The organism is Nostoc sp. (assembly GCF_036917375.1).
In the GTDB taxonomy this organism is placed as follows: Bacteria; Cyanobacteriota; Cyanobacteriia; order Cyanobacteriales; family Nostocaceae; genus Nostoc.
In genome coordinates, this window is sequence record NZ_JBALDN010000017.1 from 41,903 (window position 1) to 58,269 (window position 16,367).

Below are 16,367 nucleotides of genomic sequence, written 5' to 3' on the forward strand. Positions count from 1 at the left end.
AAATATGCTTCATCTCCTTGACTATTTTGAATTTTGAAATTTGAATTTGAATTTATTTATGCCAAACTTTGTTGCCCGCGTTCGGGATTCGCAAGGAAAATCTCGAACAGAAAAAATTGTTGCTGAATCCTTGGTGCAAGCTCGTACTAATCTCAGAGATCAAGGTTTTGTAATCCAAGAACTCAAGCAATCTCAGGGATTTCAGCCAGATGTTGCCTTGAAAAATTTCCAGAATTCCTTGGTTAAGGTTTCTGTAAAAGACAAAGCCGTTTTTTCGCGTCAATTTGCCGTTTTGATGAATGCGGGAGTTGCGATCGTTAGAAGTCTGGGGGTGCTTTCCGAACAGTGTAGTAATACTAAATTGAAACAAGCCCTTGTAGACATTAGCACCGATGTTCAAAGTGGAATGAATCTTTCCGAGGCAATGCGAAAGCATCCTGACTGTTTTGATGGATTATACGTGAGTATGATTCAAGCTGGCGAAGTTGGTGGTGTTCTAGACGAAGTATTAAATCGTTTAGCCAAGTTGTTAGAAGATGTTGCCCGATTACAAAACCAAATTAAATCAGCAATGTCTTATCCAACGGTTGTGGGTTTTATCGCAGTTGCTATCTTTCTTGGTATGACTATTTTTCTGATTCCAATTTTCGCCACGATATTTGTACAACTTGGAATCACATTACCACCTTTAACACAATTCTTGATGGATGCTAGCAAATTTCTGAGAAGTCCGGGTGCTATCGTCCTTCTTGCTGCTCTTATCGGACTGAAATTTGCTTTTACACAATACAGTAAAACTCCTGTTGGTCGCATCACAATCGATCGTTTTTCCCTGAAGATGCCATTGTTTGGTGACTTAATTCAAAAATCTTCAGTTGCCCGCTTTAGCCGAACTTTTGGTTCTTTGACTCGTTCAGGCGTACCAATTTTAACTTGCTTAGAAATTGTCCGAGATACATCAGGAAACCAAGTGATTGCCAATGCCATAGACGCAGCCCGTATGGAGATTCAACAAGGAGGCATGATTAGCATTGCTTTACAAAAAGATGCCGTTTTTCCGGCTATGGCAATTCAGATGATTAGTATCGGAGAAGAAACTGGAGAATTAGATGGAATGTTGATGAAAGTTGCCGATTTCTATGAAGATGAAGTCGAGCAAGCAGTAAAAGCAATGACCAGTATTTTAGAACCGGTGATGATTGTAGTTCTAGGGGGAATGGTGGGAACCATTTTGCTAGCGATGTATCTGCCTATGTTTGCGGTATTTGAAAAGCTGGGATAAAGGATTAATAGTTAAGAGTTAGAAGTTATGAGTTAGGAATAGAAACATTTTATTTATAACTTTTAACTCCTAACTGATTAATTGTATTCTTAACTCCTGTACAGACGCGATTAATCGCGTCTCTACTCCTCACTATTTAATAAACTATGACTGTGCAAAAATCTCAGTACGAAGCGAGTTTGGCAGAGTACAGCAATCATCTAGCTGCGATCGCCTTACTAAAGCAATATCGGCCATACTTGGAGATGATTCCCAGTCTGCGCCGTCCTGATGAAAGTGTCATCACTATACCCTTGCCAATTGTTCGGCTTCGCAATCCTGCTACAACAGCCCTACAAACGATTTGCTTACCCTGTGATGTGGCAATTTTGATGTGCGATCCAGAGTGGAAAATCAAAACTGGAGCAGAAATTTTAGTCTTTATTCATCGCGCTCAGGAAGACTTTTCTGATTTGTTAGGACGTTGGCGACAAACCCAAGTTTATCTAGACAATGATTATGAGTGGTTGATGCCTCTGCGTCACAGTCATATTTTGAGTGAGGGAGCTAATACTGTATATCCTCTGTTTATCGTTTTTAGTGATACTTTAGAACGCATCCAAAGAGGTCTTGTCGGAGCCGAACTCCCATTTATTATGCAAACACCGGATTTGCTGGTTGAGGATAATTTCACAGATATTTTCTCTTCACAAACTCCACCAGCTTAGGGACTTACAGCAGAATTCAGAATTCAAAAGTAAAATACGCTTTCTACCTGGGTAACAGACGAATCTTTGTGTACCTCACTAACTTGAAATCTGCTGTATAGTCAAAAAAACATCCCATTCCTGCGGGACGCTCCGCGAACGTAAAAATAGACTTCTTGGCATTTGTCGGGAAAAGGGGAAGGAGAAAAGGTTCTGTATTGTCCCCTTCCCCTTTAACCTTTACCCTTTTCCCCAAGAATGCAAAAAGCACTTTTGCAAAAGGTCTAATGCAAGTCCTTGCATCTCTATAAATGTACTAAGCGTGAAACTACATATTTTTACCCCCGGCTACGCCGTCCCCCTTTTGCTAAACTAGAGGGGTTTTATTATGTGCATCTTCATACAAAATTGTTATTAGTACCCACGTAACAGACTTTCACCTCTACCAAACTACAAATTAGCTCGTCACACATCCGTGAAAAGGCTAGTTCTATAAAAATTTATTGTTACTTTTTGAAGAGTAATGAGGATTTGGCAAAGATTCAGTAATCTTACTGTTGCCAAAACAGAATTGTCATAGAATTAGAGACATTTAAAAGCAGATACTTTATACTAATGAATCGTTTTCCTCAAAAAACAACGAATTCTCAAGAGAGCATTGCACAACAAACTCAGTTGAGTCAGATGTGTGGTTCCAAACGGCTATTTCGCGATCGCTATGAAATACTGCAAATTCTAGGTAGAGGTGGTTTTGGTGTAACATTTTTAGCCAAAAATGCCGTATTACCTGGGAATCCACTGTGTGTGATTAAACAGCTTTGTCCAAAAGTTACTGGTCCCCAAAGTTGGCAAAGGGCATGTATGCGCTTTGAAAAAGAAGCAAGAACTTTGGGCCAACTCGGTAGTCATTCGCAAATTCCCATGTTATTAGACTACTTTCAGGCAAATGGGGAGTTTTTTTTAATTCAGGAATATGTGCCGGGTTTGACTTTGGCGCGAGAAGTACGGCAAACTGGGCCCAAAAGTGAAGCCTCAGTTAAGCAGTTCTTACAGGAATTATTACCTGTATTACAGTATCTTCATAAACATCATGTAATTCATCGGGATATTAAGCCTCAGAATTTATTGCGGTGTGAATATGATGGGCGCATAGTGCTGATTGATTTTGGTGCGGTAAAAGAGAAATTAGTTGATGCTTGTGAAAACTCAATCAATCAAGCTGCAAAGACCAACTTTATCGGTACTAAGGGATTTGCACCACCAGAACAGTTTTCTTTACGTCCAGTTTATGCCAGTGATATTTATGCACTGGGTGTAACTTGTATTTATATGTTGACTGCTAAAAGTCCTTTAGAATTGGACTATGACCCAAAGACTGGTGAAATATCTTGGCAAAAACAGGTCAATATCAGCAACAGTTTCGCCCAGATTTTAGGAAAAATGGTGAAAATTACCTTGGAGGAGCGATTTAAGAGTGCCGATGAAGTTATAAAAGCTTTAAGTAATGAAAGTTATTTGCCTACTTTGGCTAACTGTTTAACTACCCAAAAACTAAATAATAAAAGTATTACACAACACGAAATTACACAAAACAAAATTACACAACATGAAATTACACAACACGAAAATTATGATGTATACATGCCACCTGTAGCTAGAACTGCTAGCGCCATTCGGAAATGGAGAGCAAGATTCAAGGAAACAAGATAACATACAGCAGAATTCAGAATTCAGGATTCAGGAGTAAAACATGCTTGATACCTGGTTAACAGACTTAGCTTGTGTATCGCACCAACTTGAAATCTGCTGTAAGTTGCAGCTTTTTTTTGCTCAAGTATCAAATGAATAATTAATTATGGGTAATTTAAAATAGCCAAAACAAATTTAGTAAGCATTTTAACTATATTTGATAGTCAGTAATGATTCATTAATCGGGATTTATCTTCAATACTCAGTAAGTTATCGCTTGCTAAGATACAAGCAAAATTACTAGGTTTAAAAGTTCCTAAAAATATTTTTATTCAGATTATTATATAATCGATAGAATAATTAATCTTATGGCTCTCGTAGTTTTCCACAGATGAGGAAGACTGACTACTATTTACAAAAGCTAACTATATAAGTAATTCCCCAATCCCCAAAACAGGGTTTATCTACCACAAGTAAGCGAGAGTCAATTATCTTAAGGGAAAGTTCGGGGCAAACTTAGCCTAAGTTGTCATGCAGTCGCGCCTGTCAGATCATGATCTGCTGCTTAAATCCCGATTGCTCAAATCCCCTGAATCCCAATGGAAAGAAGTTTTGCCAAAGTTGTAGCACCCCGCTGGTGTCACTTTTAAGAAATCGCTTTCGTGTGATCCGAGTCCTTTCAGATGAGGGGGGATTTGGCAGAACCTATCTATCAGAAGACGTAGATAAACTTAATGAACGCTGTGTTATCAAGCAATTAGCTCCAAAATTCCAAGGAACTTGGTCGCAAAAAAAGGCGATGGAGTTGTTTGCAGAAGAAGCGCAGCGACTACAAGACCTGGGGGAACATCCCCAAATTCCGACTTTGATAGCTTACTTTGAGCAAGACGGCTGCCTATATTTGGTGCAGCAGTTTATCAATGGAGATAATTTGTTAAAGGAGTTGCAACAGCGCAAGGCTTATAACGCTAGAGACATTCAATCTATTTTGCTAGATTTATTACCCATCCTAAAATTTATCCACGATCGCAAAGTTATTCACCGAGACATCAAGCCAGAAAATATTATCCGCAATAAAAATGATGGACGATTAAGCCTGATTGATTTTGGCTCCTCAAAGCAATTTACCGCCAAAGTTCAGCAGAAATCTGGCACATCCATTGGCTCGCATGGTTATTCTCCCCTAGAACAAATTAGAGATGGCAAAGCTTTCCCCGCCAGCGACTTGTTCGGTGTGGGGGCTACCTGCTTTCATCTACTAACGGGAAATTCCCCGTTTCAGTTGTGGATGGAATCTGGGTACGCCTGGGTAAGCAATTGGCGGGAATATTTGCGGAGTCCATTAAATCCTGAGTTGGATTTTGTCATCGACAAGCTTTTAAAAAAAGATATCCAGGAACGTTACCAGTCAGCCGAAGAAGTCCTGAGAGACTTGACTCCCAAACAACTCCTCGCCCTGCCACCTGCGGGTAAGTCATCTGGGAAATTACCACCAACTAAAGCACCAGTTTTACCAAAAAGTTATCCCTTGCTAAGAATTTTAATCTTGGTAAGTGCTTTCATTCTGTTATTTGGATTCAGCGAATCTTGGTATAAAAATTTTCGCCGGATTCAAACCAGTTTGGTCTCTAGGTTGATTCAACAAAATAGTCCTGGTAAAAATGACGCGATTTTGAGTCAGATTAGCTTGGGTAAGGTTTCCTTGGATAACACCCTCAAAGGACACGAAAACTCAGTTTTATCTGTCGCCATCAGCCCTGATGGTAAAACCATAGCCAGCAGTGGCGACGATCGCACAATCAAACTTTGGAATCTGGCAACTGGAAAACTAATCGCTTCACTCAACGGGCATTTTCAGCAGGTGAATGTCGTAGTAATTAGTCCAGATGGCAAACTTCTGGTTAGTGCCAGTGATGACAACACCATTAAAATCTGGAATTTGGCAACGCGCAAACAAATTCGCACTCTTATAGGGCATTCTGACTCAGTTCATGCCCTAGCCATCAGTGCTGATAGCGAGACTCTAGTTAGTGCTAGTGATGACAACACAATAAAAATCTGGGATTTGGCAACAGGAGAGCAAATTCGGACACTAGCAGGACATACATTCTGGGTGCGGTCAGTAGCTATTAGTCCTAATGGTGTGATTCTGGCCAGTGGCAGTTTTGACAAGACGATCAAAATCTGGAATCTAGCAAAAGGATACCCAATCCGCACACTAGAAGGAAATTCTCAAACAGTGACAACTGTGGCTATTAGCCCAAATGGTAAAACTTTAGCCACTGCTAGCCGCGATCGCACCATCAAACTTTGGAATTTAGCTACCGGTAGAGAACTTCGCACCCTAGCGGGACATGGCAACACTGTCACATCCGTAGCCTTCAGTCCCGATGGTAAAATTATTGCTAGTGGTAGCCGCGATCGCACTATCAAACTGTGGAATACAGCTACAGGAGAAGAAATTCTCACATTGGCGGGGCACACCAACACCGTAACGTCCGTTACCTTCACTCCTGATGGCAAAACCCTTGTTAGCGGTAGTGAAGATAACACGATTAAGATTTGGCGGTTGTCTCAGTGAGTGGGGATTAGGGATTGAGGATTGGGGATGAAGGAAAGTTATACCATTTTGGATTTTAGACTTTCCTGCGGAACGCTACGCGAACGGCTACGCTCAGTCGAACGATTTTAGATTTTGGATTGTGAAACATCCATTGAATAAGTGTTTCAGTTTCCCATCTGTCGCAATCATTTTTCAAATTGGTATTGGAATCTCGTTCATCCACTTTTGAACTGGATGAATCCACCTCTGAACTCCGTTCATCCACCTTTGAACTGGATGAATCCAGATCAAATACTCGTTCATCCACCTTTGCACTGGATGAATCCACCTCTGAACTCCGTTCATCCACCTTTGAACTCAATACGGTTCAGTTAAGGGTTATTGGTGTAGGTAATTGGTCTTTAAGACGCGATAAATCGCGTCTCTACATGAGGGTTTTGGGCTTATCTGAACCGTATTGCCTTTGAACTGGATGAATCCACCTCTGAACTCCGTTCATCCACCTTTGAACTGGATGAATCCACCTTTGAACTGGATGAATCCACCTCTGAACTGGATGAATCCACCTTTGCACTGGATGAATCCACCTCTGAACTACGTTCATCTACCTTTGAATCTCAAACCATTCCCCAGTCTCCAGCCCACGATCCCCAATTGCGATAAACTGTCTCAAATGGGGAGGGGTAATAATGAGCAGCATCACCAACCATCGCCGCGATCGCAGGTTTGGGATTAAAATAACGAAGCTGTTTTCAGGTTAGCAGTAAGTATTTGAAAAGCACGCACCCGGATGAGTGCTTATGCCCCAATACGGTTTGGTTAAAGGCGAAAAAGGAAAGGGAAAAGGTTTTAAATATATCCTTTACCCCTTACCCCTTAACCTTTTCCCAGAATACAAGGAAAGTAAAGAGTGGTTATCCAAACCATATTGATTTATAAATAACCTCTAAAACTAACGAGGCTATCAGGAACTGCTAACCAAACTATACTGTTTAGTTGATTTCTGCAACGACTTAGCTCTGATTGCGCGGAACATTCCGAATCGGCACAGACCAGTACTGAATGCTAGCCGCATCAGTAAGAGGGTAGGTACTTCTCGCAGAGATTTAATGAAACCAGATAGACCAAAACGCACCAATCCCTCTGGTCGGGTCACTCCTTGCCAGATGGAATCTAGCCAAGAGGGAAGTGTTTGTTCCGTCCAGTCTGTCGTTATCACTTCCCCCTCGACTAATCCCGTTGCTGCCAAAAGCTCGGAAAAGCCTTCAATACTGGAAAAAGCCGGATGCGACCACTGATCTAATAGTTGCCGCATTACCCGTTTCTCCCAAAAATTGAGCGGTTTTTGGCGATCGTCTCTTTGATTCCAATCGGCTAAAACCATCACTCCACCGGGTTTTAGCACCCGTATCAACTCTCTGGCAAAAATGGCTTTATCTGGCATGTGTGGCCCAGCTTCAATCGACCAAACTACATCAAAACTAGCATCTGGGAAAGAAAGTGCCATTGCATCATCCACAAGAAACTGCACATCAAGTTCCTCTTGGGTTAACTGCTGGGCGCGTTGGACTTGTTGGGGACTAATGGTAATACCTGTGACTGCAAAACCGTAATCTCGTGCCAAGATGCGACTGCTACCTCCAATTCCACAGCCAACATCTAAGACAGTGGTGCCAGGGGGTAATTTATCTAAACCACCCCAACGTACCATTTCATGCACAAAGTCAGATTTAGCAGTGAGAAAATCCTTTCGTTGTGGTGGCGAACCATAATGACCTAAGTGGATATGTTCACCCCAGTAAAATTCCAAAATTCCGTCTTCAGTCCATTCGTCATAGGAATTGGCTACAGAGTTAGATGATTGATAAGGCCTCGCAGTGATTAGATACAACGCTAGCAAAATCGTCATTAGTGCCAAGAAAACTCCCAGCGTCGAAAAAAACCAACTCATGGAAATAAAACCTTAATCTTTTCTAACAAGTTTATCCAATTGTTAGACTGCAAGCTGTCCAATTTTCTCATCGAAGCAGTGTTGAGTTAGCGATGTTAAACCATTCATACAAATGGAGGGTTTTGAAACCTAAACTTTCAGTTACCCTGAAGTTAGTTGCCTAATTAATATTGATTGTTCCATAACATAGAATAGATGACTGAACAAACTTCTAGAATTTGTATCCTTGGTGGAGGCTTTGGTGGTCTCTACACAGCCCTGCGGTTAAGCCAATTACCTTGGGAATCTACGCAAAAACCCGAAATTGTTCTAGTAGATCAAAGCGATCGCTTCCTATTCTCTCCTTTACTTTACGAATTACTGACTGGCGAACTACAAACCTGGGAAATTGCCCCACCCTTTGAAGAAATTTTACAAGGCACAGGGGTGCGTTTTTATCAAGGTGTTGTGTCTGGAATTGACATCGACCAGCAACGGGTAAATATCCAAGAAGGCCCGGAAATTCCTTACGACCGATTAGTGCTGGCGCTAGGAGGAGAGACACCACTAGATTTAGTCCCTGGTGCGGCAGCCTACGCCTACACATTCCGCACCATATCTGATGCTTATCGTTTAGAAGAACGCCTGCGATTTTTAGAAGAATCGGATGCTGATAAAATTCGGGTAGCGATCGTTGGGGCTGGCTACAGTGGTGTAGAGTTAGCCTGTAAGTTAGCCGACAGACTAGGCGAAAGAGGACGCTTTCGGATCGTTGAAATCGCCGACCAAATTTTGCGAACTTCCCCAGAGTTTAATCGGGAAGCAGCAAAGAAAGCATTAGATGCCCGTGGTGTATTTATTGACTTAGAAACCAAAGTAGAATCAATCGAGCAAAATAGCATTTCCCTAGAGTACAAAAACCAGTTAGACACGATTCCCGTGGATTTAGTAATTTGGACTGTAGGAACTAAGGTTGCGCCCGTAGTAAAATCTCTTCCTCTCAAGCAAAATCAGCGCGGTCAAATCACCACTACATCCAATCTGCAAGTCCTCGATCGTCCAGAAATCTTTGCCTTGGGAGATTTAGCAGACTGTCATGATGCTGAAGGACAGCAAGTTCCTGCCACCGCACAAGCAGCTTTTCAACAAGCTGATTATACTGCTTGGAATATCTGGGCAACTTTGACTAATCGCCCCCTCCTTCCCTTCCACTACCAACAGTTAGGAGAAATGATGGCACTAGGAATAGACAACGCCACTCTCACTGGTTTGGGAATTAAACTAGATGGCCCCTTGGCATACGTCGCCCGCCGTGCTGCTTATTTATATAGATTGCCAACTTTAGACCATCAGCTGAAAGTTGGTTTTAATTGGCTATTCCGTCCGATTATAGAAACACTTTCTCGATAACTTTCAAGGTTGGGAATTGATCGGGAGGCAGGGGGGAGGGGGAAGGAGGCCTTTCTTTGGTAAAAAACCAATACATTTGCGATGATTTGTTTAATTTCCGCCAATCTACTTAGCAGATGCTAGACTCTACCCACAGAAGCTCTTAACAAGCCAAAATCTAAAATTCAACATTCAAAATTTTCAAACTTTAATGGAACAACCGAAAGTTATTTTTTTAGATGCTGTGGGGACACTTTTCGATGTCAAAGGTGGTGTGGGCGAAGTTTATAGTCAGATAGCCCAGGAATTTGGCGTTACAGTTTCAAGCGAAACATTGAATACAGCTTTCATCCAAAGCTTTAAAACAGCGCCGCCGCCGATATTTCCAGATGCAGAACTGCAAGATATTCCCCAGCGTGAGTTTGATTGGTGGCGGATAATTGCCTTGAACACTTTTGAAAGGGCAGGTGTTCTCAAGGAATTTTCTGACTTTTCGGCTTTTTTTAGCGAACTTTACATTCACTTTGGCACTGGCGAACCGTGGTTTGTCTATCCCGATGTTTTACCAGCTTTAATCAACTGGCGGCGGTTGGGAGTTAGCCTGGGGGTGCTGTCCAATTTTGATTCTCGGATTTACTCAGTATTGCAAAGTTTGGGATTGAGAGAGTTTTTTACCTCCGTCACCATTTCTACCCAGGTACGTGCAGCTAAACCCGACCCGCAAATTTTTGCTATTGCCTTAGATAAACATAAATGTTCCCCAGAGGCGGCATGGCATATCGGCGATAGCATTGTAGAAGATTATCATGCAGCTAAAGCAGCTGGACTCAGAGGCGTTTGGATCAATCGTCACTAGATCGCAAACTTTCATAAACCTTCGGGAAAATCATGGTTTTAGTTCACGTCGATTATAAGGCTAACAGGGTTAAACCCAACATGAACAAGGATTAAATGTTGGGTTTTGTTCCTCCTCAGAACTCCGTTCATCCTAATTCCCAATTCCCAATGCCCAATACTTCGACTTCGCTCAGTACAAGTGCCCCATTCTCAATGCCCAATGCTGCCCCAACACTCGTATGATCGAGATATCAGGAAAACATAACAGCCAGATTTTTACCGCAAAACATGGGCAGTATTTGGGAAATCGATTTTTACTCTCGTCCGATTTTGGACGATAATCAAAAAAAAGTTTGGGAAGTCTTAGTCTGCGAAAGCCCCTTGGATATCAGCGCAAAAGTAGACTCTTTGTTTCGCTATGCTCAATATTGTCCCAGTACCCAGGTAAATTCGGGCTGGTTGCGGACAGCATTGCAGGAGGCTATTGACCAAGCTGGAAAAGCACCAATTAAAATCCGCTTTTTCCGCCGCCAAATGAACAATATGATTACTAAAGCTTGCCAAGATATAGGCATTCCCGCCCAGCCTAGCCGCCGGACTTTGGTTCTCAACCAATGGTTAGAACAGCGGATGGAAGAAGTGTATCCTCAAGAGGCAGGGTATCAAGGGGGAACTAATCCCTCAGTCCGCTTGGAGAAACCTTTGCCGCAACGTTTACCAGATGCCTTGGAAGGACAGCAGTGGGTATTTGTGACTTTAGATGCCGCGGATTTTGCTGATATGCCAGAGTGGGAAATTGGCTTTGGTGAGGCTTTCCCTTTAGAGTTGGCGAAAGTTTCACCTGAAGCTCGTATTCCTGGTATTTTGATTTTCTCATCGAGAGCGTTGCCCTTAGCTGGCTGGATGTCTGGTTTGGAGTTGGCTTTCTTAAGATTTGACGCTAGCGAAGAGGCGAGATTGCTTTTAGAAACTGGTGTAACTGAAAGCTGGATTGTGGCAAATATCAAAAAACCTCAAATTTTAGCGGAAGCCAAAGGTTTTGAAGCAGCCAAGCAAAAAGCGAATGGAGTACATTTTATCGGCGTACAGTCCGATCCCAAAGCAGAATCTTTTGCTGGTTTTTGGCTGTTGCAAGAGGTTAATCTGTGAAAATGGGCATTGGGCATTGGGCATGGGGAATTTTCAAAGGACTAATGACAATACGGTTCGGATAAGCATTTTTCACTTTCCTTCTTGTCTGGGGAATGGGTTTGCGGGTAAGGGGGAAAGGATGTATTCAAAACCTTTTCCCTTTAACCGAACCGTATTGGGACTAATGACCAATGACCAATAAGCAATAACTAATGACAAATGACAAATGACAAATGACTAGATCCGTTGAGACATGACAATGATTTGGGATAATTAACTGCGTCCATCAGTGTCGATCTGCGGTTCCAAATCGTAACTGTAAAGAAACACTGATGATTTTTGGATAGTTATCTGCGTTCATCACTGGAAAGTGTGTAGGCGTAGCCCGTCGTAGACATCGCACTTCTGTTGAGACAGCGTTGATATGCGGTTCAAAATCCACAATTCACTAAGGGTCATGGGTTCTGAAAATTTGTCACAAGATACACTCGCCGAACAGTTGCTGGAACTAGCTATAAAATCTGGAGCAGAAGCTGCTGAAGTGTATCAGTCGCGATCGCTTTCTCGCCCAGTGTTTTTTGAGGCAAACCGACTCAAACAGCTAGAAACTAACCAATCTGAAGGCACAGCACTACGGCTTTGGCGAAACGGGCGTCCGGGACTAACGGTGGCTTACGGTTCTGTCTTAGCTGAAGTAATGGTGGAAAAAGCTCTGGCTCTGAGTCAACTAAATCAACCGGAAACTGTAGAATTAGGCTCTAACTTTCAGCCTGACTACCCCGATTTAGGAGAAAGTTTTCCGATAGAGGTTTTGGTGGACTGGGGCAAAGAAGCGATCGCACTCATCCGTGATGCCTATCCCGATGTTGTATGTAATGGTGACTGGGAATGTGATATTGAAACCACCAGACTAGTCAACACCAAAGGTTTAGATTGTCACTATACAGACACTACCCTTAGCTGCTATATATCAGCAGAATGGGTGCGTGGTGATGATTTTTTAAGTGTTGCTGATGGTCAAACCAAGCGCGGGGAACTCGATCCAGAGAGATTAGCTAACCAAATTTTACAACGGTTAATTTGGTCGAGTGAAAATATCTCACCTCCTACTGGTCGTGTCCCGATTTTATTCACTTCTAAAGCCGCCGATATGCTTTGGGGTACTGTACAAGCCGCTTTGAATGGCAAACGAGTTTTAGAAGCAGCTTCACCTTGGGCAGAACGTTTGGGTAAGGAAGTAGTTGCACCTAGTCTCACCATCTACCAAGATCCAGAAGCTGGCCCTTACAGTTGCCCTTTTGATGATGAAGGCACTCCGACTCAATCTCTGGTATTTATCCAAAATGGGACTTTACAGCATTTCTATAGCGATCGCACTACTGGCTCCCAACTGGGTACTAACACCACTGGAAATGGTTTTCGCCCTGGTTTAGGTAGCTATCCTACCCCTGGTTTATTTAATTTTCTCATCCAGCCAGGTTCGGCATCGCTACCAGATTTGATTCAACAACTAGATGATGGCTTGATTGTGGATCAAATGTTGGGTGGTGGCGGCAGTATTTCTGGAGATTTTTCGATCAACGTCGATTTAGGCTACCGCGTCCAAAATGGTCAAGTAATTGGGCGCGTTAAGGATACGATGGTTGCAGGTAATGTTTACACAGCCCTGAAGCAATTGGTTACACTAGGCAACGATGTTGATTGGAATGGTTCTTGTTATACTCCGTCTCTGATAGTAGAAGGGCTATCTACCACGGGAAGAAGCAATTAATTCGTAATACTTCGGCTACGCTCAGTACAAGTTCGTAATTCGTAATTGGGGAGAGTGCTTTTGTATAGCGATCCTAAATTATTTGTGAATAACAATATCCCCGACTTCTTAAATAAGTCGGGGATATGAGCCTTGATATAGACTTTTAAACCATCCTCTAAGATTCCACTAAACAGCTTTTTAGAAAAGATTTGTAATCCAAAATTTAAAATCCAAAACTGGTATGAATCAGCGTTTTCGCACCTGGTGGCAGCCTAGAAGAGGTTTAGCGATCGCCGAAGCCTGTATTATCGGTCTGGTTGCTGCCCTATCTGCGGTATTCCTGAAAGTCGGATCGGGATGGCTGGGGACATGGCGAGTGCATACTACCCACCTTTTGCCGGCATGGCTGGTACTACCTGCAATTGGTCTTATCCTGGGATTTCTGTCTGGATGGTTGGTGGATAGATTAGCACCAGAGGCTTCTGGTAGCGGTATTCCGCAAGTCAAAGCAACTCTTGCCAATGTGCCTGTGACATTATCTTGGCGGGTAGCAGGTGTGAAGTTATTCAGTGCAATCATCGCCATCGGTTCTGGCATGACTCTGGGACGGCAAGGCCCTACTGTCCAAGTGGGGGCAGGTTTGGCAGCGGGGATGAGTCGTTGGGTTCCCACTTCCCCAGATCATCGACGGCAAATGATTGCAGCTGGTGCGGGTGCAGGTTTGGCTGCTGCTTTCAATGCCCCGATCGCAGGTGTATTATTTATCGTTGAAGAATTACTCCAAGATTTATCAGGATTGACTCTCGGAACTGCTATTATCGCCTCCTTTATTGGTGGGGTGATATCCCGACTTTTGGGTGGTGGCTCTCTTGACCTTAACTTGCAATTAGTAAAATCTTCCAGCCAATTCTCCATCCCAGAAATTCCCTTTTTCATCCTGTTAGGTATTTTGGCAGGCTTGTTTGGTGCATTGTTTAATCGCGGCATTATATTTAGTATTAAATTTTATCGAAGATTACACATCAGCTTACCTTGGCGGGTGGCTTTAGCTGGATTCATCTCTGGTGTTGTCGTAGCCATGCTCCCCCCCTCCTTCCGTGATAATACGGGATTGCGTGAGTCATTAATTACTGGAGATTCCCATCCTAGCGTCGCAGCGATCGCCTTTGCCGCCCAGTTCATCCTCACACTGATTGCATTTGGTTCGGGAGCGCCGGGAGGATTATTCGCTCCTAGTCTGATTTTGGGTTCTTGCTTAGGACACATCATCGGTGTATCTGAGTTGTATATCACCGGAGTTGGTTCTCCTACGACTTACGCCTTAGCGGGTATGGGTGGATTTTTTAGTGCTGTCTCGAAAGTGCCAATCACAGCCATTGTGATTGTCTTTGAGATGACTACAGATTTCAACTTAGTGCTACCTTTGATGATTGTTTCTGTAGCAGCTTACCTGGTTGCGGATAAGGTAGTGCCTGGTTCGCTTTATGAGAAACTTTTGGAGTTAAAAGGTATTACTCTCACCAATGAAGTTGCGATGGAAGGAGCATTAAGCAAGTTAACTGCAAAAGATGTGATGCAAGAACGGGTAGAAACTCTAGATGCAGAGATGACCTTGGAAGAAGCAATGCAAGCTTTTGCTCGTTCCCATCATCGCGGTTTCCCTGTGGTAGAAGATAGCAAGTTAGTGGGAATTGTAACGCAATCAGATTTGTTAAAAATCCGCGAGAGTACAAACCACACACTTGGCGATCGCAATCTAGCCGATATTTTCTTAAAAGAAATTATGACATCTGTCCCGATGACAGTATCACCAATTCACACCCTCAGTAATGTACTATATTTACTCGATCGCTATCAAATCAGTCGCTTACCGGTGGTAGATAGACGAAAACTGATTGGGATTATTACCCGTGCAGATATTATTCGGGCGGAAGCAGATCATCTCAATTGTGAAAATGCGACACCGAAACTGCGACCAGAACCTTCATACATAGTTTACCAGACGCGATCGCCCAGCACTGGTAGAGGTAGATTATTAGTACCCGTAGCTAATCCCGAAACAGCAGGTGTTTTATTACAAATGGCAGCAGCTATTGCCCGCGATCGCCATTATGAAATAGATTGCGTGCAAGTGATGCTGATACCCCGCCACAGTTCTCCATCAGAAACACAGGTAAGAACGGCAAAAAGCCGCCGCTTGTTACGACAAGCAGAAGTCTTAGCAAAAAAATGGAAAATTCCTTTGCACACGCAGATTCGAGTTACCCACGATGTGGCGCAGGCAATTTTGGAGACAATCAACGAACAGCACATCAACCTAATTTTAATGGGATGGAAAGGTAACACATCTACCCCTGGTCGGATTTTTGGCAGCGTTGTTGACACCATTATTCGCCAAGCCACCTGCGAAGTCGTGTTAGTAAAATTAGGCACTACTCCCCACTCAACACTCCCCACTCAGCACTCAGAACTCAGCACTCAGCACTCCTTTAACCGTTGGCTAGTTCCAATGGCTGGTGGCCCCAATTCCCCACTGGCAATTAAATTGCTACCAGCTTTAATTACATTAGGAAACGATCCGAAAATTCGCCTGACACAGGTGTTTAAGCCATCTGAACTCAAGCCAGATATGTCAATTTCAGAACAAGCCATCCGCCATTTGATGCGGCGGCGCAAATTGTCCAGTACTGTAGTTGCTCTCCCCGTGCAAGCTAATTCAGTTGCAGAAGGTGTGATTAACCTAGTGCAAACCGAAGGTTATGACGTTGTAGTTTTGGGCGCATCCCGCGAGGGATTGCTACAGCAAGCGATTCAAGGTAATATTCCCGAAGCGATCGCCTCTGGTGTAGAAAGTACAGTGATTTTGGTCAGGGGTGCAATTCAAAAGTAAAAAACATAGATTTTAGTGAGTTTTTTAATGATAAAATACACCAATAATTAGAGCAACAATTATTGGTATTAAGATTGGAATAGCAACTATAAGTCCCCACTTACCAAACTTAATTTCCTCACCCTCAGATTTGAGAAACGCAATCCAACCTACAACTCCCATCAAAACCCAAAGAAAGCCAAAGGCAAGAAATATAACAAATACTGAATCGTCCATT

At 43.0% G+C, this 16,367-nt stretch carries 13 protein-coding genes; 11 read left to right on the forward strand and 2 right to left on the reverse strand.

All coding sequences use genetic code 11. From position 1 onward, the window contains the following. Nucleotides 1-58: 58 nt before the first annotated feature. The 6 genes from V7K45_RS04615 to V7K45_RS04640 all read left to right on the forward strand — a co-directional run bounded on the left by V7K45_RS04615 (nt 59) and on the right by V7K45_RS04640 (nt 6,956). Nucleotides 59-1,282 carry a type II secretion system F family protein gene (locus V7K45_RS04615; protein WP_335000830.1) on the forward strand — a complete coding sequence of 408 codons (1,224 nt, stop codon included), beginning with the start codon at nt 59-61 and terminating at the stop codon, nt 1,280-1,282. Between the two features lie 146 nt (nt 1,283-1,428). Next, nucleotides 1,429-1,989: a hypothetical protein gene (locus V7K45_RS04620; RefSeq protein ID WP_335000832.1), complete on the forward strand. Its 561-nt coding sequence runs from the start codon at nt 1,429-1,431 to the stop codon at nt 1,987-1,989. Nucleotides 1,990-2,583: 594 nt separating this feature from the next. After that, nucleotides 2,584-3,678 (forward strand): serine/threonine-protein kinase, encoded by a 1,095-nt coding sequence (locus tag V7K45_RS04625; RefSeq protein WP_335000833.1) that lies wholly within the window; start codon nt 2,584-2,586, stop codon nt 3,676-3,678. A gap of 532 nt (nt 3,679-4,210) precedes the next feature. Next, entirely contained in the window at nt 4,211-6,238 is a 2,028-nt protein-coding gene (locus V7K45_RS04630; protein ID WP_335000835.1) for a serine/threonine-protein kinase, read from the forward strand. A gap of 185 nt (nt 6,239-6,423) precedes the next feature. After that, the gene (locus V7K45_RS04635) at nt 6,424-6,687 is read left to right on the forward strand and encodes a hypothetical protein (RefSeq protein ID WP_335000837.1); all 264 of its coding nucleotides are present in this window, start codon (nt 6,424-6,426) and stop codon (nt 6,685-6,687) included. 5 nt (nt 6,688-6,692) lie between these two features. Next, nucleotides 6,693-6,956, forward strand: coding sequence for a hypothetical protein (locus V7K45_RS04640; protein WP_335000839.1), 264 nt, complete (start codon nt 6,693-6,695; stop codon nt 6,954-6,956). 228 nt (nt 6,957-7,184) lie between these two features. On the opposite strand, the gene V7K45_RS04645 is transcribed toward V7K45_RS04640, so the two are convergent. After that, the gene (locus V7K45_RS04645; protein WP_335000841.1) at nt 7,185-8,171 is read right to left on the reverse strand and encodes a methyltransferase domain-containing protein; all 987 of its coding nucleotides are present in this window, start codon (nt 8,169-8,171) and stop codon (nt 7,185-7,187) included. A 195-nt stretch (nt 8,172-8,366) separates the two neighbouring features. Here V7K45_RS04645 and V7K45_RS04650 point away from each other — a divergent pair, with 195 nt between their 5' ends. The 5 genes from V7K45_RS04650 (at nt 8,367) to V7K45_RS04670 (ending at nt 16,150) form a co-directional block, all read left to right on the forward strand. Beyond that, complete coding sequence (locus V7K45_RS04650) at nt 8,367-9,560, forward strand: NAD(P)/FAD-dependent oxidoreductase (protein ID WP_335000843.1); 1,194 nt, start codon at nt 8,367-8,369, stop codon at nt 9,558-9,560. Nucleotides 9,561-9,750: 190 nt separating this feature from the next. Next, on the forward strand, nt 9,751-10,395 hold the full coding sequence (locus V7K45_RS04655) for an HAD-IA family hydrolase (RefSeq protein WP_335000845.1): 645 nt from the start codon (nt 9,751-9,753) through the stop codon (nt 10,393-10,395). 269 nt (nt 10,396-10,664) lie between these two features. Then, nucleotides 10,665-11,525: a Tab2/Atab2 family RNA-binding protein gene (locus V7K45_RS04660; protein WP_335000847.1), complete on the forward strand. Its 861-nt coding sequence runs from the start codon at nt 10,665-10,667 to the stop codon at nt 11,523-11,525. Between the two features lie 439 nt (nt 11,526-11,964). Continuing rightward, nucleotides 11,965-13,278 (forward strand): TldD/PmbA family protein, encoded by a 1,314-nt coding sequence (locus V7K45_RS04665; RefSeq protein WP_335000849.1) that lies wholly within the window; start codon nt 11,965-11,967, stop codon nt 13,276-13,278. Between the two features lie 223 nt (nt 13,279-13,501). Beyond that, nucleotides 13,502-16,150: a chloride channel protein gene (locus V7K45_RS04670; RefSeq protein ID WP_335000851.1), complete on the forward strand. Its 2,649-nt coding sequence runs from the start codon at nt 13,502-13,504 to the stop codon at nt 16,148-16,150. Nucleotides 16,151-16,174: 24 nt separating this feature from the next. Here the strand turns inward: V7K45_RS04670 and V7K45_RS04675 are convergent, their stop codons facing one another. Then, nucleotides 16,175-16,366, reverse strand: a complete 192-nt coding sequence (locus V7K45_RS04675; protein ID WP_335000853.1) for a hypothetical protein — start codon at nt 16,364-16,366, stop codon at nt 16,175-16,177. Between the last annotated feature and the right edge of the window lies 1 nt (nt 16,367).

What these genes read in the sequence shown, in the direction of transcription:
- V7K45_RS04645 (WP_335000841.1), bottom strand. Translation starts at nt 8,171, where the DNA reads ATGAGTTGGTTTTTTTCGACGCTGGGAGTTTTCTTGGCACTAATGACG.
- V7K45_RS04650 (WP_335000843.1), top strand. Translation starts at nt 8,367, where the DNA reads ATGACTGAACAAACTTCTAGAATTTGTATCCTTGGTGGAGGCTTTGGT.
- V7K45_RS04620 (WP_335000832.1), top strand. Translation starts at nt 1,429, where the DNA reads ATGACTGTGCAAAAATCTCAGTACGAAGCGAGTTTGGCAGAGTACAGC.
- V7K45_RS04615 (WP_335000830.1), top strand. Translation starts at nt 59, where the DNA reads ATGCCAAACTTTGTTGCCCGCGTTCGGGATTCGCAAGGAAAATCTCGA.
- V7K45_RS04675 (WP_335000853.1), bottom strand. Translation starts at nt 16,366, where the DNA reads ATGGACGATTCAGTATTTGTTATATTTCTTGCCTTTGGCTTTCTTTGG.
- V7K45_RS04670 (WP_335000851.1), top strand. Translation starts at nt 13,502, where the DNA reads ATGAATCAGCGTTTTCGCACCTGGTGGCAGCCTAGAAGAGGTTTAGCG.
- V7K45_RS04660 (WP_335000847.1), top strand. Translation starts at nt 10,665, where the DNA reads ATGGGCAGTATTTGGGAAATCGATTTTTACTCTCGTCCGATTTTGGAC.
- V7K45_RS04630 (WP_335000835.1), top strand. Translation starts at nt 4,211, where the DNA reads ATGATCTGCTGCTTAAATCCCGATTGCTCAAATCCCCTGAATCCCAAT.
- V7K45_RS04625 (WP_335000833.1), top strand. Translation starts at nt 2,584, where the DNA reads ATGAATCGTTTTCCTCAAAAAACAACGAATTCTCAAGAGAGCATTGCA.
- V7K45_RS04665 (WP_335000849.1), top strand. Translation starts at nt 11,965, where the DNA reads ATGGGTTCTGAAAATTTGTCACAAGATACACTCGCCGAACAGTTGCTG.
- V7K45_RS04640 (WP_335000839.1), top strand. Translation starts at nt 6,693, where the DNA reads ATGAATCCACCTCTGAACTCCGTTCATCCACCTTTGAACTGGATGAAT.
- V7K45_RS04655 (WP_335000845.1), top strand. Translation starts at nt 9,751, where the DNA reads ATGGAACAACCGAAAGTTATTTTTTTAGATGCTGTGGGGACACTTTTC.